The following is a 23,679-nucleotide window of genomic DNA, read 5'->3' on the forward strand; positions in this document are numbered from 1 at the left end:
AATATATTTGAATATTATTTTGCAGACTTGCGTTTGCGGCTGCCTTCTTTCGCCTCCTGCAACGCCATGTCCATCATGTAAACAAGTAAAGGCTGATTAGTTTCTTTAGCCATCACTATCAATTCCCCAAGCATTTGCTCAATATACATTAACAACTCCCGGCGTGTCGCCACCCGTTGAACCATACTTGCCCCCAAGATCGTTCGTTTATCTCCATCCTAAAATCATCTATTTGGCATATGCATTTGGATAATTCCGACAACAATTCTACCATCTGGTTTATAATTAACAATATCAATCTTTGGTTGTATTTGACGAATTTTCGCTTGTCGCTCTTGACCAAACGCAAACCGCTGTTCATGTGAAAGGCAACAATTTGAACGCGATGAATTGGCATTTTGCCTGTGAAGATCGCGAATCTGGGCTGCTTTAATGAATGTTGTCGTCGTAGAATCGCCTGCAAAGGCAAAAACCATCAATAAATATCTTGGCTCGAACTATACGGTTCTGGCCTCGTTCGGTCACGTGCGAGATTTGCCAGCTAAAGATGGTTCAGTCCGCCCGGATGAAGACTTTGCGATGTCATGGGAGGTGGATGGCAATTCTACCAAACGTCTGGGGGATATTATCAAAGCGCTGAAAGACAGCGACGCATTGTTTCTCGCAACCGATCCGGATCGCGAAGGCGAGGCTATTTCGTGGCACGTGCTGGAAGTTTTGAACCAGAAAAAGGCGCTGAAAGGCAAAACCGTAAAGCGTGTTGCGTTCAACGCGATCACCAAGAAATCCGTTCTGGATGCTATCGCCAATCCGCGTGATCTCGACATCCCATTGGTCGATGCGTATCTGGCGCGCCGTGCACTGGATTATCTGGTGGGTTTCAATCTATCGCCGGTTCTTTGGCGTAAACTGCCGGGCGCACGTTCTGCTGGACGTGTTCAGTCGGTTGCATTGCGCCTTGTCTGTGACCGCGAATCTGAGATCGAACGCTTCATTCGTGAAGAATACTGGAACATTGCCGCATCGTTGAAAACGCCGCGCAATGATGCGTTTACCGCACGCCTGACGGCAGTTGACGGCAAGAAGCTCGGCAAGCTCGACATTAAGAATGAAGAGCAAGCAACGGCAATTCGCACCATGCTGGAAGGCGCAAGCTTTAAGGCTGTGTCTGTCGAAGCAAAACCAACCAAGCGCAATCCCGGCCCTCCATTCACCACCTCAACGCTCCAGCAGGCCGCATCTGGCCAGCTCGGTTTTTCGGCCTCTCGCACGATGCAGATCGCACAACGTCTTTATGAAGGTGTCGATATTGGCGGCGAAACTGCCGGTTTGATCACTTATATGCGTACTGACGGTGTGCAGATCGCACCAGAAGCGATCAATGCCGCACGTGACACGATTGCTAAAAACTTCGGCCCAAATTACGTGCCGGAAAAGCCGCGCTATTATTCCAGCAAGGCCAAGAATGCGCAGGAAGCTCACGAAGCAATCCGCCCAACGGATTTCTCGCGTCATCCAAAAGAAATGCGCCGTTTCCTTGATGAAGATCAGGCGCGCCTTTATGAACTGATCTGGAAGCGTACCATCGCAAGCCAGATGCAGGCAGCAGACATTGAACGCACCACAGCTGACATCGAAGCCACCAACGGCGCGAAATCAGCCATGCTGCGCGCAAATGGTTCGGTAACAAAATTCGACGGCTTCCTCGCTGCCTATACGGACCACCGTGAGGAAGAAGACGAGGATGAAGACAGCGCAAAGCTGCCTGAAATCCGTTCGGGCGAAGCAATCGCACGCGAAAAAATCGATGCGACACAGCATTCGACAGAACCACCGCCACGTTATTCTGAAGCTTCTCTCATCAAGAAGATGGAAGAGCTGGGCATTGGTCGTCCATCGACCTATGCCGCGACACTGGCAACGCTTCGCGATCGCGAATACATCACGATCGACAAGCGCAAGCTGACACCTGACCCGAAAGGTCGCTTGGTAACGTCGTTCCTCGAAAGCTTTTTCAAGCGTTACGTGGAATATGATTTCACCGCTGATCTCGAAGAAAAGCTCGATCTGATTTCTGACGGCAAGCTGCTGTGGAAAGACGTATTGCGGGATTTCTGGCGCGATTTCTCCGGCTCAATTGATGACATTAAAGAACTGCGCGTTACTAATGTTCTTGATGCGCTTAATGAAGAGCTTGCACCGCTCGCCTTCCCTGATCGTGGCGACGGCAGCGATCCGCGCTCGTGCCCAACGTGTGGCACCGGACAGCTATCGCTGAAGCTTGGCAAGTATGGCGCATTCGTTGGCTGCTCGAATTATCCTGAGTGCAAGTTCACGCGTCAGTTGAGTGGCGACGGCAATGGTGAAGCTGCGGCTTCAGATGAGCCAAAGTCGCTCGGCAAAGATCCATTCACTGGCGAAGAAATCACCGCGCGCAGTGGGCGCTTTGGTCCCTATATTCAGCGTGGCGAAGGCAAAGAAGCAAAGCGCGCCAGCCTGCCAAAAGGTTGGTCGCTGGATACAGTTGACCATGAAAAAGCGATTGCCCTTCTGTCACTGCCACGCGATGTTGGACAGCATCCTGAAACCGGCAAAATGATCTCGGCAGGTATTGGCCGTTATGGTCCTTATGTCAGTCATGACGGAACTTTCGCGAACCTTGAAAACGCGGAAGAAGTCTTCTCTGTTGGCCTGAACCGTGCTGTTGCTGTACTTGCGGATAAAAAGGCCAATGGCGGCGGTCGTGGCCGTTCAACGCCTGCAGCACTTGCAACACTTGGCGATCACCCAGATGGCGGTTCAATCACTGTTCGCGATGGCCGTTATGGTCCATATGTGAATTGGGGCAAGGTCAATGCGACACTTCCAAAGGGACAAGACCCGGCGAGTGTGACGTTGGAAGAAGCCTTGGTCCTGATCACCGCAAAGGCTGGCAGCACCAAGACCAAGAAAGCTCCTGCTCGCAAGTCAGCTGCTAAGACGGCAGACGGCGAAAAGAAAACCGCACCCAAAAAAGCTGCTGCTAAAAAGCCAGCGGCGAAGAAAACAGCAGCTTCCAAAGCAAAAGCCCCGTCTAAAGCAACAGCGAAGCCGGCAGAGGAGTAAGAATTGGCACGTCGTTTCCCCAAACCCGATACCGGACGATCCGCACGGACCGAACGGCGTGCCGCAACAGCGAAATTGAACGAGGCAAAATCAGCCGACCCTATTGCTTATCTGCCAACGCGTGAGGAAGTCCTCAAATTTATCGAGGAAAATCCCGACCGTGCAGGCAAGCGCGAATTGGCTAAGGCGTTTAACATTAAGGGTGATGCGCGGGTTTATCTCAAAGACCTGTTGCGTGAGTTGAGCGATGAAGGCTTGGTCCAAAAACGTGATCGCCGCTTGTCGCGCCCGGGTTCATTGCCGCCTATTGCCAGCTTGAACATCACCGGTCGCGATAAAGAAGGCGGTCTCGTTGCTAGCCCTGTCGATTGGGACGAGGCAGAATATGGCAAACCACCCGTCGTTCTGATCCGTCGCACACGCTTGAACAAAACCTCTGATGGACCGGTTGTGGGCGTCGGTGATCGCGTTTTGGCGAAGATTTTCCGCAGCAAAGAGCATGACGGCCCGGAATACTCGGCGCGTGTCATCAAGGTTCTTGAGCAGAACAACAATGCCGTTCTTGGTGTTTTGCGCAAGCTTAGCAATGGCGAATGGCGGCTTGAGCCGGTCAATCGCAAGCAGCCGGAAGTGCAGCTTGACGCGCAATCACTGCAAGATGCCAAGAGTGGTGATCTGGTCGAAGTGGAACTTCTGTCGTCGCGCCGTTATGGCCTGCCTTCTGGCAAAGTGCGTCAAGTCGTTGGTTCCATAGACAGTGAAAAAGCGCTGTCGATGATTGCTATTCATGAGCATGAAATCCCGCATATCTTCCCTGAGGAAGTTTTGCGCGAAGCAGCGGCTGCAAAGCCTGCAACGCTGGATGGTCGTGAAGACTGGCGCGAAATGCCATTGCTCACCATCGATCCAGCAGATGCAAAAGACCACGATGATGCCGTTTATGCGGAGCCGGATACGGATCCAAAGAATATCGGTGGCTTTGTCGCTGTTGTTGCGATTGCCGATGTTGCAGCTTACATTCGCCCCGGCTCTGCTCTTGATCGCGAGGCATTAAAGCGCGGCAATTCGGTCTATTTCCCAGATCGCGTCGTGCCGATGCTGCCGGAACGCATTTCAAACGATCTGTGTTCATTGCGTGAACTGGAAGATCGTCCGGCACTTGCTGTGCGGATGGTGTTTGACGCAAACGGCCATAAGAAATCACATAAGTTTCATCGCATCCTGATGCGCTCACACGCCAAGCTGTCCTATCAGCAGGCACAGGCGGCGATTGACGGTGCAACGGACGAGAAGACCGCACCTATCCTCGACACCATCCTGAAGCCGCTTTGGGCTGCCTACGCAGCACTTAAACGCGGACGTGATGCACGAGAGCCGCTTGAGCTTGATCTGCCGGAAAAGAAAATTATCCTCGCGCCTGATGGCAAAGTCGAAAAAGTCATCGTGCCGGAACGTCTGGATGCACATAAGCTCATTGAAGAATTTATGATTCAGGCCAATGTGGCGGCCGCAGAAGTTCTGGAAGCGAAGCGCCAGCCGCTCATTTTCCGTATCCATGATGCACCGGCGCTTGCCAAACAGGAATCGCTGCGCGAATTTCTGCGTACGCTTGATATGAACCTCGCCAAAGGTGCAGAACTTAGGCCGGGCCAGTTCAATCGTATTCTTGAAGCAGTCGAAGGCACCGACCATCAGGATCTGGTCAATCAGGTTGTGTTGCGTACGCAAAGCCAAGCCATTTATAGCCCTGATAATATCGGGCATTTCGGTCTGCATTTGCACAAATATGCGCATTTCACCTCGCCTATCCGCCGTTACGCCGATCTGATCGTGCATCGCGCTTTGGTGAAGGCTCTCGGACTTGGAAATGATGGCCTGACCACGGCTGAAGAGGCGCAGCTCGTAGAAATAGCGGCACTTATTTCATCAACCGAACGCCGCGCCATGCTGGCCGAACGCGAAACCGTTGATCGCCTGATTGCGCATTTCCTCGCAGCGCATCTTGGCGATGAATATGAGGGCCGTGTTACCGGCGTTACGAGAGCCGGACTTTTCGTTTCTCTTGCGACATATGGCGCGGATGGACTTGTGCCCATTTCAAGTTTGGGCAATGAATACTATCTGTATGATGAAGCAAACCACGCAATCGCTGGTGAAAGAAGCGGAAAAGGCTTCCGGCTCGGCGATACAGTCACGGTGAAGCTTGTGGAAGCGCTCCCTGTCGCGGGTGCGCTTCGTTTTGAGATGGTTTCGGAACCGCACTCTCTGCCGATGTCGACGCGTTCGCATCATAAGGCAACCAAGGGAATGCGCGGACGCACGGGAAAGCCAGCAGGCGTTTCGCGCTCAAAAAGAAAAGGTCGCAAATGAACACGTTAGAGGCCAGTTCAACAGATAATCAAATCCACGTTTTCGGCGGCGATAACCAGAAAACAACCCGGCCAACCCGCAATCTGGGTCAGGCAATGTGGCGCGGATTTAAATCCCGCTGCCCGCATTGCGGCGAAGGCAAATTGTTTCGTTCTTTTGTAAAGCCAGTTGATCATTGCTCTGTCTGTGATGAAGATTATACCGAACAGCGCGCCGATGATCTTCCTGCCTATCTGACGATTTTGATTGTTGGTCATATCGTCGTTGGTGCCTTCATGGGCGTTGAGGCGACGACAGACCTTTCACTCATAGCGCATATGGCCATATGGGGACCGATGATCGTTCTGATGTCACTGGCGCTTCTGCAACCGATCAAGGGTGCGACCATTGGACTGCAATGGGCCTTGTTCATGCATGGTTTTGGCGGAAAAGGCGAAGGTGAATACGGCGACGTCACCTGACAGGGTTTTTCCCGTGACATCCGCCTCACACACCACAAATGATAAAATAAAACCGCTGCTTCGCCCTCTTGATGCAGCGTCGCTTCTTCTTGTTGATCGCACCGAGCGTATCCCGCGTATTCTGATGGGACGCCGCCATCAATCTCTCGCCTTCATGCCAGGAAAATATGTGTTTCCGGGAGGTCGGGCTGACCCCGGCGATGGCAGCATGGCCGCTGCATCCGAATTAACCGCTGAGGACACGGTTAAGCTTATCACAGGCATGGGAGTGCGCGCGACGCTAAGGCGAGCACGAGCGCTCGGGCTTTGTGCCATTCGCGAAACTTTTGAGGAAACCGGTCTTCGTTTTGCCCGACAAAACCATCAAGCAGCCATGTCGTCAAACGATGGCAATTCTCCTGCAAACAAAGACTGGTTGTCATTTCTGGAGGGTGGCGCGCTGCCTGCGCTGGGCGATCTGCGCTATTTCGCACGCGCGATCACGCCGCCCGGAAATGTCCGACGATTTGATGCGCGTTTTTTCATTGCTTTTCGTGACAGCCTGCCAGAACTGCCAAAGCAGAAACTTGTTCCCGGTGGAGAACTTCAGGATTTAAATTGGGTTTCGATTGATGAGGTTGATAAACTGGATGTTGCCCGTATTACTCAGGCCATTCTGAAGGAAGCGAAGACGCTGCTGACAGAAACCCGGTACGAATTGCCAGCCACCCTTCCGGTGGTACAATACAGCAAGCGGTATGGCCGCTTTGTGCGTGAAGTGATCTGACCTTATGAACAAAGAAATTCATCCCGCCGATCTTGCAGCGCAGCAACCCGGCAAGGGGCCCAGTGAAGGCGAATTGCATTGGCCTTCGCTTGCGGCAGCGATTGCTACGATCAGCGCTATGGGTGCCGCTATCGGGCTAGGCATTCCGCTTTTGAGCGTTTTGCTGGAAAGCCGAGGCCACTCAGCCAGCCTGATTGGTGCCAACACCGCTGTCGCTGGGCTTGCATCCATCGTTGCAGCACCACTTGCAGCACCGATTGCAGCGCGCCTTGGTGTTGCGAAAGCAATCGTTCTTATGCTGCTTATCGGCAGTTTCGCATTTCTTGGATTTCATTTTTTGCAGCCACTTTGGGCATGGTTCGCACTGCGAATCGTACTGCATTTCGCACTGACCGTGCTTTTCGTTCTTTCCGAATACTGGATTAACGCTTCCGCTCCACCAGAAAAACGAGGCTTGGTACTTGGTATCTATGCGACGTCGCTCTCACTCGGCTTCGCACTCGGGCCGTGGTTATTCTCAAAAATCGGCAGCGCGGGTGGCATGCCCTTCTATGTCGGTTTCGCAATCATCATAATTGCCATCATTCCAGTATTGATCGCATGGCGCGATAGCCCAGATTTCGAGGAAGGCGAGCACGTCCCCTTCCTGCCATTTATCTTTGCAGTTCCAACCGCGACAATGGCTGTGTTTGTTTTTGGTGCCGTCGAGACCGGAGGCTTCGCACTGTTTCCAGTCTTTGGCGCACGCGTCGGCTTTAGCGAGGGAGACGCAGCACTACTCCTGACCATGATCGGACTCGGCAATGTGTTGATGCAGATTCCATTGGGAATCATCAGCGACAAGATTTCGGACCGTCGAAAATTGCTTCTGTTCTGTGCTCTCACAGGCCTGATCGGAATGATCGCCCTACCGTACTTGATGTATAGCTGGTATCTCATGGCTGCCGTGCTATTTTTGTGGGGTGGTGTGGTCGCTGGTCTTTATACCGTGGGTCTTGCCCATCTCGGTTCTGAGCTCACCGGACGCGAACTTGCATCTGCGAATGCTGCATTTATTTTTTGCTATGCAATTGGCATGCTGGCAGGCCCGCAGGCGGTCGGAGTCGGCATGGATGCGATGGGACCGAAGGGATTTCCGCTCACACTCGGCATCTTTTTTGCGGCTTTTGCACTCTTTGCTGCGATTAGGCTGGTTCAAAAGAAGAAGCGGGGTTGACTTTTCGCTCTCAAACCGTAGTGTCGCGCCGAATTTCCGCTTCTTACCAATAGGTGAGACTCGTAGCGGTTTAATCATGAAAGAGCAGGTATTTCGATATGGCCAAGGCTACGACCATCAAGATCAAGCTTTTGTCGACCGCTGACACCGGTTTCTTCTACGTAACGAAGAAGAACAGCCGCACGATGACGGATAAGATGACAAAGACTAAGTACGACCCGATCGCGCGCAAGCACGTCGAGTTCAAGGAAACGAAAATCAAGTAATTCGTTTCTTCCGCCAGGCTAACTGGCAGGAATCAAAAAGCCGTCTCTATGAGACGGCTTTTTTCTTGGGCGCTGTCGACGGCATTCAGGCCGCAGAAAGGACAATACGGTTCCGACCTTTCTTCTTTGCTTCATAAAGAGCGGCATCCGTGCGGGCAAAAAGCGCTTCCACCGTATCGCCACCCATTAAGCGAAGCGACGCAATCCCAATGCTGATCGTCATCGAAATCTGATGCTTTCCGCCAAAAAGCAAAAACGGCTCTTCTGATACCGCATCACGTATCCGCTCGGCCACGGCTGCAGCATTGGCCAAATCAGTGTCAGGTAGCACAATAGCAAACTCTTCACCGCCATAGCGACACATCACATCCATACCGCGAATATTCTTACGCAATCGTGCCGCAAATTCTCGAAGCACATCATCGCCACCATCATGACCATATTGGTCATTGACGCGCTTAAAGTGGTCAAAATCGATCATAATGACCGTTAACGGCCTCTCGCGGCCTGTAGCACGTGTTAGAAGCACTGGCATATGCGTATCAAGGTAACGGCGGTTATGCAGCCCTGTGAGGCTATCTGTAACCGCCATAGTGATGGTGCGGTGCAAGCTCTGACGCAAAAGATCATTGTAGCATTTACGCTTAATCTGCGTACGCAAGCGCGCATAAAGCTCAAGCTTTTCCAATGGGCGCATGACATAATCATTCACCCCCAGTTCGAGCGCGCGCACCACCAGCGAGCCTTCATCTTCATTGACGATCAGAATGATCGGAACAAGCCTCGTGCGTTCAATCGTTCGTATCTGCGAACAAAGGCGCAGCGGATCATAATAAGTAAAATCAGCTGAAATGACGATGCTGTCATAATCGTTTTCTATCGCCTTGATAAGCGCATCATTGGCATCATTGGCGACATCGACGAAATAGTCGTCGCCCAGAATCATGCGCAGTCGCGCAGCCGCGATTTCGTTCTCATCAACAATCAAAATGCATGCTGCGTCTTCTCCTCCACCGAAGCGACCAGAAAGTTTGGTGACAAGCAACGCTTCCACCTCTGTATCCGCAACCGTCCCGGTTCGTTGAAACAATTCATCCGAAACCATCTTTAAACGAGCTAGACTTTTAACACGCGAAAGCAGTCGCTGATCATTGACGGGCTTCGTCATGAAATCGTCTGCGCCCGCTTCAAGGCCTGTGATCTTATCTTGAGCTGTATTAAGTGCCGTCAGCATCACGACCGGTATATTGGTCGTGCGCGGATCGTCTTTCAGACGACGACATACTTCAAAACCATCAATACCCGGCATCAAAACATCCAGAATGACGACATCAATCTGCCCCCCCAGACAGATTTCAATCGCCTCCGACCCGTCATAAGCGGACACAACTTCATAATATTCGCGCAAAAGCAGAGCTTCAAGCAGCTTTACGCTCGATTCTTCATCATCCACGACGAGAATTCGTGCTGTCATGATCCCCTGCCCCCCTAAGATCTTATATCGCGAGCGTGCCTTTATTCAAAATAATCAGGCATCGCCGAGATAAGACTTTATCGTCTCAATAAATCGCGGAACAGAAATTGGCTTGGATATGTAAGCCTCGCAACCGCCCTGCCGAATGCGTTCCTCATCACCCTTCATCGCAAATGCGGTAACAGCAATGACTGGAATATGCTTGAGTTCCTCATCGTCCTTAAGCCATTTTGTGACTTCCAGACCCGATACTTCAGGCAACTGAATATCCATCAGAATGAGATCAGGGCGATGTTCACGGGCAAGATCAAGCGCTTCAAGACCACTTCTGGTCCTGATGGTCTCATATCCACTGGCTTCGATTAGATCGCGAAACAACTTCATATTCAGTTCGTTGTCCTCGACGATCATCACAGTTTTGGTCATCGAATATTCCCTGGTCTTATTCTTGTCCGCCAAACGACAGGTTTGTTGCGCCCATTACGCCCAAATGGATTCCATGTAGTTTAAGCCTATTTGATTGACGAATAGCAAATATTCTCCCAAATCCCGCATTGCAGCTATTTCACCCAAAAGCTGAATCTGCGTTGCATTTTAGCGTATAGTGCAAATCAGCGTGAATCGAAATTTCAGCGATTTACGGTGCAATGGATAAGCTTAGAGCGGAGAAAAGTGAGATGAAAACTGTTATGAGTGAGACCGAGGCAGAAGCTCTTGCAGTAGAGGCACTCGTATGGATGGCTCAGGATAATGAACTAATGCCGCGTTTCCTCGCTTTGACAGGCATCGAGGTTTCTTCCATTCGCTCGGCTGCGCAAGAGCCAGGCTTTCTTGCTGGCGTGCTGCAATTCTACCTAAGCCACGAGCCAACGCTGCTCCGCTTTTGCCAGGAAACAGGCCGCGATCCCGCAACAATAGAAAAAGCAGCGATGCTTTTGCCGGGCGGGATGACGATACAATTTTAAAAATATTGTGAAGCAACAGTCGGACGGGGAAAGAACTCGTCTGCCATTTCGTTGGCCACAAAAAGAAACCGAAAAAATCTTTGTGTTTTCTATGCCGTCATGTTCGGTTGACACGACCATCACTTCCATAAGACAAACGGCTGCGTCGCAAAACAGTTCCCTCACCTCTCGCATGACGCTTAAAATCTTGCGAATTAAAATTGATTATAAAACTCAATTTTAAATTAATCAGGTGTAGATCGTGCAGGGGCTTCTATGTTTCAGATTCTTATTCGGGCAATTTTTCTCTGTTTTAGTTTAGCCTTTATCAGTGGCTGCGTGACGACAGAGGCGGAGAAAGATGCTCAATATTCTACGCCCAAAATCCCATTAAGCGACGGCACATTTTTCACGCAACGCGTGACACCAGCCTCAACATGCCGGCAGAAATTCGCAGAAGTTAAACGTGTTGATCGTATTCTGGATCAAAAGGGCTTTGTTAAGCGAGGCAGAGGCGAGTTATTGGTATTCATGTATCATGTGAACGTCTTCAGTGACTTCATCGATAAATGTTTGCCGAAAAAACGAACAACAAAAGTCAACCGAACCAAGACTGTTTAAAAAAAGCCCCGGAAACGGGGCTTTTTTGCATTTTGTGAAAACCCGATCAAGCGTTCGCAGATGCAGGTTGAGAAACGCTCAGAACGCTGAGCTCATGTGCCTTCCCATCACGTGCAATCCACGACATCGACTGACCGGGTGTCAGGCCAATAAGCGCGGTACCAATCGGTGTGAGAATTGAAATTTTACCCTGCGCAATATCTGCTTCACCCGGATAAACGAGTGTTACCTTCCGTTCGTGGCCGTCATTGGAGCGAAACTCCACCGTCGAGCCCATGCAAACAACATCAAGCGGCAGCTTTTTCTGCGGAACAACCTTTGCGCGATCCAGTTCCTGTAACAGTTCCTCAGCAACTTCTTCCAGTTTTTCGGAAACGTTACCAGCCAGAATTGTCAGGCGTTCGTTGTCAATGTCGCTTACAACGATCTTTGGCTTCTTACGGTTCTTTACGCTCATGACGTTCTCTCACTGCTGTCTAGTGATGATTGCTCTCCGTGACGATTCTCGTCCGGAATAACTGATTATTTTTTTAGAAAGCGCTTTTAACAATTCCGCTTGTTGGCAAGCGGCAAACCGTCCCCCGGAATCCTCTGCGCTGAGCAGGATTCGAGGGTTGCTATCCCATGATCGGTTGGAGCCGATGGAGTATGGATGCGAAACGGTTGTTCATAATGCTAAACTTGGTGATATCCTTGGCAATGTCAAGTGCACAACTAACAGTGTGACCGAGTAACGGTGGTAATACCATAGTTTAATGGTATAAAGTGATGTTCCTTTTATGTTCACAAAACAGCATCCAGCTATGACCGATTCTCATGCCACAAATCACTCGGAGCAAGGTTTCTGCCGCGATTGCCTATCGCCGCAAAAATTTGCAACGACGCGACGTTGCAGTGCGTGCGGCAGTCCGCGGCTTGTGCGTCATGCAGAGCTTTACAAACTCACGCTCGCCCATGTTGATTGCGATGCTTTTTATGCTTCTGTGGAAAAGCGCGACAATCCAGATATTCGCGACAAACCAGTCATCATAGGAGGCGGTACGCGGGGCGTTGTTTCAACCGCTTGTTATATTGCACGCATTCATGGCGTGCGCTCCGCCATGCCGATGTTCAAAGCGCTGGAAGCTTGCCCTGACGCCGTGGTTGTTAAACCCAACATGGAAAAATACGCACGTGTAGGCCGTGAAGTTCGAAAATTGATGCATGAACTCACGCCGCTCGTCGAGCCCATCTCTATTGATGAGGCATTCCTTGATCTCGAAGGCACCGAACGCTTGCACCGTGCACCTGCAGCTTTGGTTCTTGCGCGCTTTGCCAAACGCGTGGAAGACGAAATTGGCATTACAATTTCGGTCGGACTTTCCTATTGTAAATACCTCGCCAAGGTCGCTTCTGATCTACAAAAACCACGTGGATTTTCTGTCATCGGAGAAGCCGAAGCAGTGGATTTTCTGCGCGATAAGCCTGTCAGCATGATTTGGGGCGTTGGAAAGTCGTTTAATGCGAAACTGGAAAGCGACGGCATTCGTACAATCGGCCAGTTGCAGACAATGGATGAAGGCTCGCTGATGAAGGCCTATGGCACGATGGGCCAGCGCCTTTTCAGACTCTCGCGCGGGCAAGACAGCCGTAAGGTCGAGCCAGAACATGACATGAAAAGCATTTCGGCAGAAACCACCTTCAACAAAGACCTCTCGCAGGCAAACGATCTCGTACCCGTCCTACGCGCTTTGTCGGAAAAGGTTTCACACCGCCTTAAGACAGCCGACATTGCGGGGCGCACTGTCATCCTCAAACTCAAGACACAAGATTTTAAACTACGCACCCGCAATCGCCAGCTCGCAGACCCCACGCAACTTGCGGATCGCATTTTTCGCACGGGCCTTCAGCTACTAGAAAAAGAAATCGATGGAACAAAGTTCAGACTACTGGGAATTGGTGTAGGGGAATTATCCGCTGACGATCGTGCCGATCCACCCGATCTGGTTGATACCGCGGCCACAAAACGCGCGGTAGCAGAAGGTGCAATTGACAACTTGCGCAACAAGTTTGGGCGCAATGCAGTGGAAACCGGCTATACTTTTTCCAAAGGCAATCTCGCACGACCACAAACCCCATCAGACCGCGACCCCGACGAATAATAGCGATTAAGCCATTTGATTAGAAAGCCTTGGAGAAAAAACGTACAATTGCCGGTAACGGCTTGACGAAGCGTGTCTGGATCAATATTGGAACTCATCAAGAGTGTACTGACTGATTTGACAGCGCTCTTCGGAAGGCCTCATGGCGGAGTGGTTACGCAGAGGACTGCAAATCCTTGCACCCCGGTTCGATTCCGGGTGAGGCCTCCAAAATATTTCCTAACAAAAACAATGCATTAAGATACATCACAGGTTAGCTACAGCCTGATTTCATGTTGCATCTTGTCACAAATAGATTCCCCGCAATTACAACTGGTTACAAAAAATCCCAGCAAATCCATGCAACATGAGATGTGCGTTTCATCCCTTCATCAACGCCCAAATCTTTTTCCCAAAGGTGGCGAATAATCCGCCGAGGGATGCGGTAGCGAAGGATACACGCAAATTGCTCCTACCCCACGCTCACGCCAGCGGTTGAAATCTGCAACGGGTTCTTCCACCTTTTCAAGGCGATGGTTCATGCCTTTCATCTGCCTGCTCATTTCCTAAGCAGACGTCCGGTTTTCTCTTGTCGCTCATATTGCTGTTTACGGTCTGATCGAGCCTGCTTCTGATCCCTGATGATATGATCAAGCTTGCCTTCGACACGGCCTAATGCCCGCTCCTGCCCTGCATCAGTCATTACCAACAACCCCGCGCAGTACCGAATTGATTGTGCGATGCGATATTGCGCCATAGTGCATATTCATAATTTTCATCCGAGATTTTGTGATCGAAGTCGTCTTGAAACGAATAGTTTTGTGACTAAATCGATACCGTCAATCCAACTTTATCGTTCTATCAAATGGAGGTTCAAGTGAGCGACCGTTTGTTTGACAGCCCCATTTTTGTCAGGGACACCAAAAATCTGGTTCAAGAGATTGCGGGATTAGAAGACGCCATAGACTTTCTGCGCGAGTGGCCAGACGGTGACCGCGACGTCATTTATGAGATGGCGTGGAAAACATGCTGTGACGCACATAATGGCTTTAAGCCGATATTTATTGCACGCAACGCCATTGAAGGGTTTGCGAAAAAACGCAACATTCTTGAAAAGCCAGAAGTAGCTATTCCATGGATGACCGCCAAAACATCACTCGGCGGGCGAATGTCAGCTTAGAGCATTTCCAGTTTTCATTGAAGCATTAGAAATGCTCTATCTTTTTGTTTTTTACGCGCATCTTGTTCCGAAAATGGTTTCACACTTTTCGGGATACGCTCCAGAGGTCCAGCGATGCATTGGTATTTTCTGATTGAAGGAACCATACTTGCCGCTCTGTTCATCGTTACCGCGATAATCGTCAAAGATACGATGCGCAGGGAATAACCATCAAACCCCGGCTCGTCCGGGGTTAATCTTTTCCGCGTCACTCTACCCCCTCCTAGCGTGACGGGGATAAGCCGCAACCAATATGTGGCTTTCTTTTTTTCTTCTCACACCTGAACCTTTTCATCTCCAGCCAGTTAATCCACTGGAGGAACGCGAATGGGTATGTTCATCACTACGATATCGACATCTTGGTTTGTTCTAATTGCCTATTCAGTATGGCTAGAGCGAAACGAGAAGTGACGCCTTTCCTTTCAGCAATAAAACTGCCCTTAGGCGGCGCATCGGTCAGGCTGTAGCTGTGATTAAGCCAAAGCCCACCACATCTGGACATCATCAAGCTGCTCTGCCGTAATGCCGAGGACCTACTATAGCATAACGATATTTTGATACGTGCGGTGAAATTATGCCGTTTGTTCAATCTCAATACTGATTTGTTGATCAGCAGCAACAGCCAGTACATCGGCTTTTGACAATCAGAGGCTATCAACGCAGAGCCACAATTGGCAACGAGTGAGCGGCGGCATTTGCGTCCGTAGCTCATCTGGCGTGAGAGCGTCCGGTGAGGCGGCGCATATCCAGAGACCTTTGCACCTTATCAGCATCTCAGACCAAAATTGTTCTGAAAATCGCCCCACTCGTCGGCGGATGTTTAAACCGTTCCTGACGCAATATCCTCTCAATGCACTTCACGGAAGTAGAATTCTTTCGGTAAACCATCGCCATCAAACAGAGCAAAATACGATACTACGTTATACATATCAGTTAGCATACGCTTGCCACGATATATAAGGAGAATTCCCGATGCCGGCTGCGCACATGATAGCAAGAAAATAATCTTTAGCTCTATTTGCGCCGTACCCATCTGGTCCTATGCTTATGTTTCGGAGCGCCATAGACCTTGCCCGTCAAACGAATAACAAAGGGGGGCTGATGTCATCAAACGATGACGTTTCGTATGAACCGCAAAACTGCTTTTCTTTTAGAGTGGTCCAATTTCCCTCAACGTTACGGGAGCGTCTTTTGAAGCTACGCCGTGCCATTCATTCTCAGGAACCTAAATCGGGGGCCATAAAATCACGCGTATTGCAACTGTTATTGAACATTTTGATATGTAATGACAAAAAAGCCGAAGCATCATTACAGATGCTCCGGCCCAAAAGATTATAAACTACTCCGATAAAGCAGCTTTGTTATTTTATATGTGCGCGATTACGCGAAGTCTTCTGGCAGAAGTTCCTTCGGGAAATTCTGATAGGAAACGGGGCGCAGGAAGCGACGGATAGACATTGTACCCACGCTGGTTGCACCAAAGTTGGTCGATGCAGGGTATGGCCCACCGTGAACCATTGAGTCCACAACTTCAACACCCGTTGGGAAGCCGTTGACCAGCACACGGCCAGCCTTGCGCTCCAGAACAGGCAGAAGCTTTTGCGCTTCGCCAATATCGCCTGCATCCATATGAATGGTTGCAGTCAACTGACCTTCAAAGCCACGCGCGAGTTTTTCCATCTCGTCAACGGAGCCAACGCGAATGACCAGTCCGAGAGGACCGAACACTTCTTCGCCAAGCGCATGGTCAGACAGGAAGCGCTCGCCAGTTGTTTCAAACAGGTTTGGCGAAACCTGACGACCCGATGACTCGGTTTCGTAGAGCGGCTTTACAGCATTGCGCGTTTCAAAACGCTCTTTGCCTTCGTGGTATGCCTGCGCGATACCATCAGTCAGCATGGTCTGCGGAGCGACTTTCTTAAGGCCCTCAACCGTTGCCGCAGTGAAGCGATCGGCATCAGCACCATCAAGAACCACGGCAATGCCGGGATTGGTGCAGAACTGGCCCGCCCCCATTGTCAACGAACCAGCCCAGCCCTGACCGAGTGTTTCTGCCCGCGCTTTCATGGCCTCAGGAAGAAGGAACATTGGATTGACGGAACCAAGCTCACCGAAAAATGGAATTGGTTCTGGACGCGCAGCACAAAGGTCAAACAATGCGCGGCCACCAGCCAGCGAACCGGTGAAGCCTACAGCCTTGATGTTTGGATTTTGAACCAGCGCATGACCAACATCGCGGCGTCCGCCCTGGATAAGCGAGAACACACCGGGGTGAACGCCGGTCTTTTTGATCGCGGCTTCAACAGCCTGTGCTACGATTTCACCTGTTCCCGGATGCGCCGAATGGCCCTTCACGACCACAGGGCAACCCGCAGCAAGAGCTGCTGCGGTGTCACCGCCAGCTGTCGAAAATGCCATTGGGAAGTTCGAGGCGCCGAATACCGCAACAGGACCTATGGGGCGCTGAACCAAACGAATTTCTGGGCGTGGTGCTGGCTGACGATCAGGAAGGGCAGCATCAAAACGGCGATCAAGATAATCGCCCTTTTCGATATGGTCAGCAAACAGGCGCAGCTGACCAGTCGTGCGGCCGGTTTCACCCTGAAGGCGTGCTTCCGGCAAGCCAGTTTCCTGCGAGCCGATCACGACGATATCAGCAATACGTGCTTCAATTTCGTCAGCTATTGCGCGCAGGAATGTGGCGCGTTCCGCGCGTGTCGAATAGCCATAAGACCAAAAAGCATCTTCCGCAGCTTCACAAGCGCGGTTCACCAGATCGACTGTACCGACTGCAAACGAATGCGCTGGCCCACTTGCTGGTGAAGATTCAAAAGTTCCGGCTCCATCGAGCCATTCGCCAGCAACAAAGTGTTTCCCTTTGGGCGTAAATGCCATTCGTCCATCCTCCTGTAGAAATCAACGCACAATTAAACCAGTATCTCACTGCATCTAAATTGTACTTGTCTAATGATTGTATACCCTGTTTGTTTGTATACAGTGTGTGCGCACATATCAATTGCCTGCGGGACGTTCCATGCAGGTTTAGCCATGAAAGATGCATGATGAGCGAGACCACCATCCTGAGCATTTCCACGCTTCACGACCGCGTAGAGGCGATTTTTCGTAAAGCAGGGCTGAACGCTATACAGGCTGCTGCCGTCACGCGCGTTATTATCGCGGGTGAACGCGATCACTGCAAATCCCATGGCATATATCGTATCGAAGGTGCGCTGCGCACAGTCAAGGCCGGAAAGGTAAAGGCAGACGCGATTCCTGAAATCGTAGCCGATGAAGCTTCAAGCATCGTACGGGTGAATGCGAATTTCGGCTTTGCCAATGCTGCGTTTGAAACAGGCGTTCCTGTGCTTGCCGAGCGAGCGCGTAAGAATGGCATTGCAGCGCTTGTCATCAATGATTGCACACATTTTTCGGCACTCTGGCCTGAAGTCGAAGCACTGACAAACGAAGGTCTGGCAGCACTCGTAATGTGCCCAAGCTACGCGACCGTTGCACCAACCGGGGGCAACAAACCACTGCTCGGCACAAACCCGTTTGCATTTGGCTGGCCACGCAAAGAAACCTCACCTTATGTTTTTGACTTTGCAACATCGGTTGCAGCACGTGGCGAAATCGAACTGCATCGCCGCGCTGGTAAGCAATTGCCGGAAGGCTGGGCGCTGGATGCAGAAGGCAACCCGACAACCGACCCGGAAACTGCACTTGCTGGTGCCATGTTGCCATTTGGCGGACATAAGGGTTCAGCAATCAGCACGATGGTTGAACTCCTTGCAGCCATCATGATTGGCGATTTGACCAGCCCGGAAGTGCTCGACTTTCTTGGCACGACAACCCTGTCGCCAGTGCACGGCGAACTGATCATCGCATTCTCGCCAGAAGCTTTTGCGAAGGGCCGCCCGGGCGATCCGTTTGCACGTGCGGAAATGCTTTTTGACGCTATTGTCGGACAAGGTGCCCGCCTGCCCTCGCAGCGCCGCTTCAAGGCACGCGCTGAGTCCGAAAGTGAAGGCATCAAGCTCACCAAAGCAGAAATTGACCAACTCGATGTTCTGCTGGAAAAAGGCCTAGACGCCATTAGTTAAAAACAAAAAAGCCCTCCAAACGGAGGGCTTTTTCAATCTATTTCTATATTCAAGCCTTGTAGGTCTGAACAGCGCCCGGAAGCTTGCTCCACTCGGCATACCAGCTGTTGAACAGCTTGAACTGTGCTTCAACATAACCACGCTGGCTGTCGGAGAGCTTATCGCTTGCGTTGAAGTGCAGCGTATATTCCTTGTCACCCTTCAGAACCATCATATGCTTGAAGTAAAGCACGAGGTCCGGGCCTTCGTCGAAAGACGAAAGAACTGCAAGAGCCTGTTCGAGTTCAAGCGCACGCTGGCGCGCATCGGCGTCACCCTTTGCTGCTGCCTGCGACAACTTGCAAAGCTGGATAACTTCCTTCGGCAGAACATTGCCGATGCCAGTGATAGCGCCGGTTGCACCGCAATTCACAAATCCATGGAACACAGCCGTATCAACACCGATCATCAGCGTGACATCGTCATCGCGGCTGGTGATGTTTTCGGCTGCATAACGCATGTCAGCAGGACCGCCGAATTCCTTGAAGCCAACGAGGTTAGGATGTTCCGCACGCAATGCGAAAAACAGATCGGCGCGGGTTGCAAACCCATAATAAGGGCTGTTGTAGATAACTGCAGGAAGATCAGGTGCAGCCGAAAGCACAGCCTTGAAATGGTCCTTTTGTGCCGCAATCACCGAGCCACGCGACAGAACGCGCGGGATAACCATAAGGCCCTTTGCGCCGACTTTCTGTGCGTGGGCAGCATGGGCGGCAGCAACAGCGGTGTTTACAGCGCCAGTACCAACGATAACCGGAATGCCAGCAGCGGTCAGGCGAGCAACGCCTTCCATGCGCTGTTCATCAGTCAGCAGAGGCCAGTCGCCCATCGAACCGCAATAAACGACCGCCGACATACCAGCGTCGATCAGTTCCTGCCCCTTGCGCACCAGCGCATCAAAGTCAGGCGTGCGGTCGTCCTTGCACGGGGTCATCAGAGCCGGAATCACGCCGGAAAAAATATTGGCAGCCATCGAAAACTCCTCTCAGCGCACTTCCGTCGAACTGCAGCGCAGCTTTGCTACGGACAATGCAACAAACAAAACCAGAGCGATTTGACTGTTATGACCTTTGCCATTTTCAGCTCGCTACAACTGATATATCAGTCTGTATTTTATTTGTCGACAAAAATTACACGGCGCTACAGGTTTATTTCCAGACGGTCATCGCGCATCACCAGTTTCTGCACCTGCCGCACGATCTGCTCTGCATGTTCATGCGCCAACTGTTCGGCCAGTTTTATGTCCCGTGCGGCGATTGCCGCGATCATTTCTTCATGCTCTTCGACAAAACGCCGTGGCAGACGATCATTATAAGACTGATAATAGAGCCGCAGAATGCGTCGGCCTTCATCGAGCAAGCGTTTGAAGAGGCTCGTGAAATATGGATTGCGACCCGCCTCTGCGATTGCGAGATGAAGCTCCGCATTGGTCGCTATCATTAAAAGTGCATCCTGCGCTTCCACAGCTTTGGCGAATTCCACCTGATGAACAGCGATGATGTCTAGGTCTTCCCGTCGATGGTTCTTTGCTGCAAGCTGGGTCGTGACGCGATACATCAGGGTCAACGCATCGAAATAGGTATGCATGTTAAGAAAATCGATGTTCGACACCATCGTCGAGCGATTTGGCAGGGTGTCGATTAGGCCCTCGCCTGCCAGTCGCACCAAAGCCTCACGGATCGGCGTACGGGACATTTTGAACCGCTCTGCCAGTTGAACCTCGTCGATCGGGCTGCCGGGCGGCAGCACCAGATCAAGGATTTCATCGCGCAGCAGGTCATAGACCATTTTCCCGCCAGAACCGCGCTTGCGTTCAGGGATGGCGTTATTATCGCTTTCCGTCATCAGCATATCCTTTAAAGCATTTCCAGCAAAAGTGCGTAGCGGTTTTGCGTAGGATAATGCGACAAACAAAAATCACGCGAATGGTTCTGTTGGTCCTTTTGCGGGCTGCGTAAACCACTGCGCGCCCTCGGCGCTCATGTAAATATGATCTTCGAGACGCACGCCAAACTGTCCCGGCACGACAATCATCGGCTCATTTGAGAAGCACATACCCGCTGTCAGCGGCAACTGATTACCACGCACGATATAAGGCGCTTCATGGATTTCCAGTCCCAAACCGTGGCCCGCACGATGCGGCAGGCCGGGGAGCTGATAATCCGGCCCCAACCCATGTTTAACCAGCACGGAGCGAGCAGCATCATCGAGACTGGAACAGGCAGCACCGAGCTTCGCAGCGTCGAAAACGGCTTGCTGCGCTTGCCGTTCAATGCTCCAGATGCGTTCAAAATCGGCTGTCGGCTCATCAAGCATATAGGTGCGTGTCAGATCGGAATGATAACCATCGATCCGGCAGCCGGTATCAACCAGAATGACATCGCCATTCTTATAGAACTGTTCGCCATCTGCACCATGAGGCAGAGAGGTGGCCTCGCCAAAAGAAACGATGCAGAAGGTCGAGCCGCCTGCACCCATTTCGCGATGCTGCTCATCGATAAAACGAACGACATCGGACGCCGCGATGCCCGGACGAATGAACTGATGCGCACGGCGGTGCACTTCCAGTGTCAGCCCCATGGCATATTTGATAATGTCGATTTCGGTCTGCGACTTGACGATACGCTGTTCCCGAATGATCGGTCCAGCATCGACAAGGCGTTCTGCACCAATTTCACGGCGCAATGCGTTATAAACAAACAGCGGAACAGCATCGTCAACAGCGAGCGTTTCACCGGCTTTCAGGAGGGAAGCGACGAGAGCAGCACTATTTTCCTCTTCCTGCCAGATGCGGATTTCGCCAGCCGAATGCGGAAGACTTTCAACCCGGCTCTGCTCAAACCCCGGAACAATATAAACAATCTCGCTGGATGTAACGACTGCGCCAAGCAGTCGCTCGCTGGAATGCCAGACGAGGCCTGTGTAATAAAGCAGGCTCTCGGTCGACCCAAGCAGCAAGGCCCCAATGTTTTTTTCGCTCAAATTGCGACGCAGAACATTGATACGTTCCAGTCGCTCCTCGTTGGAAATGCCTGGATGTTGGGTATTGAGAGACATTGCTTATTCCTTTCAGCCTGCCACGGACTCGGTGACAAGCAGAAAGGATAAATCTCTGTACGCAATTTGTCGACAGTATTAGATTTTGACCAAACCTGTGCGCTTTAGCAGCCCCATCAGCGCCAGCGGCAGCAACGTTGTAAGCAGGATTGCGATGAAAGCCATCGCCATGCCAAGCCCAATCGACCCCTGCTCAAACTGCCGCCAGATGAAGATTGAGATCGTCTGCATGCCAACGGGTGCCACGAGAATTGAAGCCACAAGTTCGCGCGTTGCCACTGCAAAGACCAGAAGCATTGCGGTAATTAAGCTTGGTGCGATCAGCGGCAGCATGATGCGGCGAAAGGTCGTGAAGCTACCCGCTCCACAAACGCGCGCGGCGGCTTCGAGATTGTCACCAATCTGATGAAATGCCGCTGTCGCATAACGGATCGGCTGCGGCAACAGAATACAGCAATAAGCAAGCAGCAGGATCAGCGGCGTATTGTAAGGTGAAATCAGCAGCGATGGCTGGTTCCATGCAAGGATAAGGCCGACAGCCACCACGACACCGGGAAGCGAATTTGGCAGCACCGTCAGAACATCAAGCCAGAAACGCCCACGGAAACGCATCTTAGGCTCAGGACTCATTGCTTTCCGAGCCAGAATATAACGGCTGCTGCAAGATCTATTGCTGCACGGAACACAATCGGGCAGCGATCATAACGGGTAGCAATTCTTCGCCAGTCTTTCAGGCTGCCAAACATGATTTCGATACGATTGCGTCGCTTGTATCGACGTTTGTCATACTTAATAGGCTTCTTACGGTTTTTGCGACCCGGGATGCATGGCTTTATCTCTTTGTCTTTTAACCGTTTTCTGAACCAGTCGGCATCATAGCCTCTATCAGCAAGAAGCCAGTCGACCTTCGGTAACGTCTCAATTAAGGCTGCAGCTCCGGTGTAGTCGCTGATTTGTCCCGCCGTGACGTGTAACCTGATAGGGCGACCCTGCGTGTCGGTGACGGCGTGCAACTTGGTATTCATGCCACCTTTTGTCCGGCCGATCAGGCGTCCACCATCCCCTTTTTTAGCCGTAGGCTTGAGGCCGTGCGGTGCGCTTTCAAATAGGTCGCATCTATCATGACAGTCTTTCCGACCGACGACTTGGAAGACAGGCCTTCAAGTATTTGAGCAAATATCCCCTTGTGACACCAACGGTTCCAACGATTATAGAGCGTTTTAGAGGGCCCGTATTCTCGAGGGGCATCACACCACCGTAACCCATTACGAAGAAGGAATATAATTCCACTCAAGACACGCCTGTCATCAACGCGTCGACGTCCATGGCTCTTGGGAAAAAAGGGCCGAAGGCGTGACATTTGCCCTTCGCTCAGCCAGTAAAGATTGCTCATCGTTCAGTCTCCTCAAGAGAAACTGAATCAGCTCTTCATTCTCAAATCAATAGGTCCTGAGCCTAAGGCAGGAAAGTTCAGATCTGATCTTTTCTATCGGCTTGAGACGGTGCGCATACGAATTCCCCCACTCAGGGAGCGCAGGAAAGATATAGGACTATTATTTTCCTACTTTATTGATGAAGCTGCGAAGCAATTTGGCCCTCGTCCACAAATGGATGCAACCATTGAAAACCGATTGAATTCGGACGACTGGGCGGGAAATGTGCGCGAATTACGTAACTTTGCAAAGCAAGTTGTCCTCGGTCTGCATAGCGATTACGCAAAAAATGCAAACCTCTTGCCGCTTTCCGAACAAATGGACGAGTTTGAAGCCAAAGTACTTTCCGAAACACTTAAGAGATTAAATGGGGATGTTGGCCAAGCCGCTATTGTACTGAAAATGCCACGTCGTAGCCTTTATGCGCGATTGAACAGACATAAACTCGACCCAGCGTTATTCAGGAAGCGAAACTAATAACTTTAATT

The 23,679-nt window shown here is 51.2% G+C and carries 23 protein-coding genes, 1 tRNA gene and 1 pseudogene; 13 read left to right on the forward strand and 12 right to left on the reverse strand.

Annotated elements, in window-relative coordinates; translation table 11 throughout:
- Positions 1-14: 14 nt before the first annotated feature.
- On the reverse strand, positions 15-185 hold the full coding sequence (locus U2P60_RS06700) for a hypothetical protein (RefSeq protein ID WP_313829977.1): 171 nt from the start codon (positions 183-185) through the stop codon (positions 15-17).
- A gap of 247 nt (positions 186-432) precedes the next feature.
- On the opposite strand from U2P60_RS06700, the gene topA reads away from it, so the two are divergent.
- The 6 genes from topA (at position 433) to rpmG (ending at position 8,184) form a co-directional block, all read left to right on the forward strand.
- Positions 433-3,105 carry a type I DNA topoisomerase gene (gene topA / locus U2P60_RS06705; protein ID WP_413571917.1) on the forward strand — a complete coding sequence of 891 codons (2,673 nt, stop codon included), beginning with the start codon at positions 433-435 and terminating at the stop codon, positions 3,103-3,105.
- Positions 3,106-3,108: 3 nt separating this feature from the next.
- Complete coding sequence (gene rnr / locus U2P60_RS06710; RefSeq protein ID WP_413571918.1) at positions 3,109-5,475, forward strand: ribonuclease R; 2,367 nt, start codon at positions 3,109-3,111, stop codon at positions 5,473-5,475.
- Positions 5,472-5,936 carry a DUF983 domain-containing protein gene (locus tag U2P60_RS06715; RefSeq protein ID WP_313829982.1) on the forward strand — a complete coding sequence of 155 codons (465 nt, stop codon included), beginning with the start codon at positions 5,472-5,474 and terminating at the stop codon, positions 5,934-5,936. Before rnr ends, U2P60_RS06715 begins: the two co-directional genes overlap by 4 nt.
- Before the next feature lie 154 nt (positions 5,937-6,090).
- Complete coding sequence (locus U2P60_RS06720; RefSeq protein WP_413572017.1) at positions 6,091-6,702, forward strand: NUDIX hydrolase; 612 nt, start codon at positions 6,091-6,093, stop codon at positions 6,700-6,702.
- A gap of 73 nt (positions 6,703-6,775) precedes the next feature.
- Entirely contained in the window at positions 6,776-7,918 is a 1,143-nt protein-coding gene (locus tag U2P60_RS06725; protein ID WP_413572019.1) for an MFS transporter, read from the forward strand.
- A gap of 98 nt (positions 7,919-8,016) precedes the next feature.
- Complete coding sequence (gene rpmG / locus U2P60_RS06730; protein WP_140903472.1) at positions 8,017-8,184, forward strand: 50S ribosomal protein L33; 168 nt, start codon at positions 8,017-8,019, stop codon at positions 8,182-8,184.
- An 85-nt stretch (positions 8,185-8,269) separates the two neighbouring features.
- Here the strand turns inward: rpmG and U2P60_RS06735 are convergent, their stop codons facing one another.
- Entirely contained in the window at positions 8,270-9,658 is a 1,389-nt protein-coding gene (locus tag U2P60_RS06735) for a PleD family two-component system response regulator (RefSeq protein ID WP_413571919.1), read from the reverse strand.
- A gap of 54 nt (positions 9,659-9,712) precedes the next feature.
- Positions 9,713-10,084, reverse strand: coding sequence for a response regulator (locus U2P60_RS06740; protein WP_250042903.1), 372 nt, complete (start codon positions 10,082-10,084; stop codon positions 9,713-9,715).
- A gap of 251 nt (positions 10,085-10,335) precedes the next feature.
- Between U2P60_RS06740 and U2P60_RS06745 the strand changes: the two genes are divergently transcribed.
- Together U2P60_RS06745 and U2P60_RS06750 are read left to right on the forward strand one after the other, a co-directional pair.
- Complete coding sequence (locus U2P60_RS06745) at positions 10,336-10,623, forward strand: DUF3572 domain-containing protein (RefSeq protein ID WP_313829988.1); 288 nt, start codon at positions 10,336-10,338, stop codon at positions 10,621-10,623.
- 255 nt (positions 10,624-10,878) lie between these two features.
- Positions 10,879-11,223: a hypothetical protein gene (locus U2P60_RS06750; protein ID WP_413571920.1), complete on the forward strand. Its 345-nt coding sequence runs from the start codon at positions 10,879-10,881 to the stop codon at positions 11,221-11,223.
- Between the two features lie 46 nt (positions 11,224-11,269).
- Here the strand turns inward: U2P60_RS06750 and rnk are convergent, their stop codons facing one another.
- Positions 11,270-11,680 carry a nucleoside diphosphate kinase regulator gene (gene rnk, locus U2P60_RS06755; RefSeq protein ID WP_313829990.1) on the reverse strand — a complete coding sequence of 137 codons (411 nt, stop codon included), beginning with the start codon at positions 11,678-11,680 and terminating at the stop codon, positions 11,270-11,272.
- Between the two features lie 346 nt (positions 11,681-12,026).
- On the opposite strand from rnk, the gene U2P60_RS06760 reads away from it, so the two are divergent.
- On the forward strand, positions 12,027-13,364 hold the full coding sequence (locus tag U2P60_RS06760; protein ID WP_413571921.1) for a DNA polymerase IV: 1,338 nt from the start codon (positions 12,027-12,029) through the stop codon (positions 13,362-13,364).
- A 136-nt stretch (positions 13,365-13,500) separates the two neighbouring features.
- A tRNA-Cys gene (locus U2P60_RS06765) sits at positions 13,501-13,574 on the forward strand.
- A 328-nt stretch (positions 13,575-13,902) separates the two neighbouring features.
- On the opposite strand, the gene U2P60_RS06770 is transcribed toward U2P60_RS06765, so the two are convergent.
- Positions 13,903-14,046, reverse strand: a complete 144-nt coding sequence (locus U2P60_RS06770) for a hypothetical protein (protein WP_413571922.1) — start codon at positions 14,044-14,046, stop codon at positions 13,903-13,905.
- Positions 14,047-14,220: 174 nt separating this feature from the next.
- Between U2P60_RS06770 and U2P60_RS06775 the strand changes: the two genes are divergently transcribed.
- Entirely contained in the window at positions 14,221-14,523 is a 303-nt protein-coding gene (locus U2P60_RS06775; protein ID WP_313828682.1) for a DUF982 domain-containing protein, read from the forward strand.
- 14 nt (positions 14,524-14,537) lie between these two features.
- Here U2P60_RS06775 and U2P60_RS06780 read toward each other — a convergent pair whose 3' ends face one another.
- Complete coding sequence (locus U2P60_RS06780) at positions 14,538-14,774, reverse strand: hypothetical protein (protein WP_313828684.1); 237 nt, start codon at positions 14,772-14,774, stop codon at positions 14,538-14,540.
- Between the two features lie 1,168 nt (positions 14,775-15,942).
- On the reverse strand, positions 15,943-17,457 hold the full coding sequence (locus U2P60_RS06785; RefSeq protein ID WP_313828685.1) for an aldehyde dehydrogenase (NADP(+)): 1,515 nt from the start codon (positions 17,455-17,457) through the stop codon (positions 15,943-15,945).
- Positions 17,458-17,624: 167 nt separating this feature from the next.
- On the opposite strand from U2P60_RS06785, the gene U2P60_RS06790 reads away from it, so the two are divergent.
- Positions 17,625-18,662: an Ldh family oxidoreductase gene (locus U2P60_RS06790; protein WP_413572020.1), complete on the forward strand. Its 1,038-nt coding sequence runs from the start codon at positions 17,625-17,627 to the stop codon at positions 18,660-18,662.
- A 49-nt stretch (positions 18,663-18,711) separates the two neighbouring features.
- Here the strand turns inward: U2P60_RS06790 and U2P60_RS06795 are convergent, their stop codons facing one another.
- From U2P60_RS06795 to U2P60_RS06815, 5 genes and pseudogenes are all read right to left on the reverse strand, one after another.
- Complete coding sequence (locus U2P60_RS06795) at positions 18,712-19,674, reverse strand: dihydrodipicolinate synthase family protein (protein ID WP_310011308.1); 963 nt, start codon at positions 19,672-19,674, stop codon at positions 18,712-18,714.
- Between the two features lie 167 nt (positions 19,675-19,841).
- Positions 19,842-20,546, reverse strand: coding sequence for a GntR family transcriptional regulator (locus U2P60_RS06800; RefSeq protein ID WP_413571923.1), 705 nt, complete (start codon positions 20,544-20,546; stop codon positions 19,842-19,844).
- A gap of 72 nt (positions 20,547-20,618) precedes the next feature.
- A complete protein-coding gene (locus tag U2P60_RS06805) occupies positions 20,619-21,758 on the reverse strand; it encodes a M24 family metallopeptidase (protein WP_413571924.1) in 1,140 nt (379 codons plus the stop codon).
- A gap of 78 nt (positions 21,759-21,836) precedes the next feature.
- A pseudogene (locus U2P60_RS06810) lies at positions 21,837-22,373 on the reverse strand (ABC transporter permease); the annotation flags it as partial.
- 11 nt (positions 22,374-22,384) lie between these two features.
- Positions 22,385-23,151, reverse strand: a protein-coding gene (locus U2P60_RS06815; RefSeq protein WP_413571925.1) for an IS5 family transposase whose coding sequence is annotated in 2 segments (ribosomal slippage) — positions 22,385-22,831 and positions 22,834-23,151 — 765 coding nt in all. Because the reading frame shifts where the segments join, the coding sequence is not laid out codon by codon here.
- On the opposite strand from U2P60_RS06815, the gene U2P60_RS06820 reads away from it, so the two are divergent.
- Entirely contained in the window at positions 23,144-23,668 is a 525-nt protein-coding gene (locus tag U2P60_RS06820; protein ID WP_413571926.1) for a helix-turn-helix domain-containing protein, read from the forward strand. The genes U2P60_RS06815 and U2P60_RS06820 overlap by 8 nt on opposite strands.
- The last annotated feature ends 11 nt before the right edge of the window (positions 23,669-23,679 follow it).

Origin of the sequence: Brucella sp. H1_1004 (assembly GCF_047308065.1) — a bacterium.
GTDB classification, from domain to species: Bacteria; Pseudomonadota; Alphaproteobacteria; order Rhizobiales; family Rhizobiaceae; genus Brucella; species Brucella pseudogrignonensis_B.

Excerpts from the sequence above, each read along its gene's own strand:
- U2P60_RS06715 (WP_313829982.1), top strand. The coding sequence starts at position 5,472 with ATGAACACGTTAGAGGCCAGTTCAACAGATAATCAAATCCACGTTTTC.
- U2P60_RS06735 (WP_413571919.1), bottom strand. The coding sequence starts at position 9,658 with ATGACAGCACGAATTCTCGTCGTGGATGATGAAGAATCGAGCGTAAAG.
- U2P60_RS06750 (WP_413571920.1), top strand. The coding sequence starts at position 10,879 with ATGTTTCAGATTCTTATTCGGGCAATTTTTCTCTGTTTTAGTTTAGCC.
- U2P60_RS06795 (WP_310011308.1), bottom strand. The coding sequence starts at position 19,674 with ATGGCTGCCAATATTTTTTCCGGCGTGATTCCGGCTCTGATGACCCCG.
- U2P60_RS06740 (WP_250042903.1), bottom strand. The coding sequence starts at position 10,084 with ATGACCAAAACTGTGATGATCGTCGAGGACAACGAACTGAATATGAAG.
- rpmG (WP_140903472.1), top strand. The coding sequence starts at position 8,017 with ATGGCCAAGGCTACGACCATCAAGATCAAGCTTTTGTCGACCGCTGAC.
- U2P60_RS06720 (WP_413572017.1), top strand. The coding sequence starts at position 6,091 with ATGCCAGGAAAATATGTGTTTCCGGGAGGTCGGGCTGACCCCGGCGAT.
- U2P60_RS06785 (WP_313828685.1), bottom strand. The coding sequence starts at position 17,457 with ATGGCATTTACGCCCAAAGGGAAACACTTTGTTGCTGGCGAATGGCTC.
- U2P60_RS06700 (WP_313829977.1), bottom strand. The coding sequence starts at position 185 with ATGGTTCAACGGGTGGCGACACGCCGGGAGTTGTTAATGTATATTGAG.
- U2P60_RS06760 (WP_413571921.1), top strand. The coding sequence starts at position 12,027 with ATGACCGATTCTCATGCCACAAATCACTCGGAGCAAGGTTTCTGCCGC.
- U2P60_RS06770 (WP_413571922.1), bottom strand. The coding sequence starts at position 14,046 with ATGACTGATGCAGGGCAGGAGCGGGCATTAGGCCGTGTCGAAGGCAAG.
- U2P60_RS06800 (WP_413571923.1), bottom strand. The coding sequence starts at position 20,546 with ATGACGGAAAGCGATAATAACGCCATCCCTGAACGCAAGCGCGGTTCT.
- topA (WP_413571917.1), top strand. The coding sequence starts at position 433 with ATGAATGTTGTCGTCGTAGAATCGCCTGCAAAGGCAAAAACCATCAAT.
- U2P60_RS06805 (WP_413571924.1), bottom strand. The coding sequence starts at position 21,758 with ATGTCTCTCAATACCCAACATCCAGGCATTTCCAACGAGGAGCGACTG.
- U2P60_RS06790 (WP_413572020.1), top strand. The coding sequence starts at position 17,625 with ATGAGCGAGACCACCATCCTGAGCATTTCCACGCTTCACGACCGCGTA.
- rnk (WP_313829990.1), bottom strand. The coding sequence starts at position 11,680 with ATGAGCGTAAAGAACCGTAAGAAGCCAAAGATCGTTGTAAGCGACATT.
- U2P60_RS06745 (WP_313829988.1), top strand. The coding sequence starts at position 10,336 with ATGAAAACTGTTATGAGTGAGACCGAGGCAGAAGCTCTTGCAGTAGAG.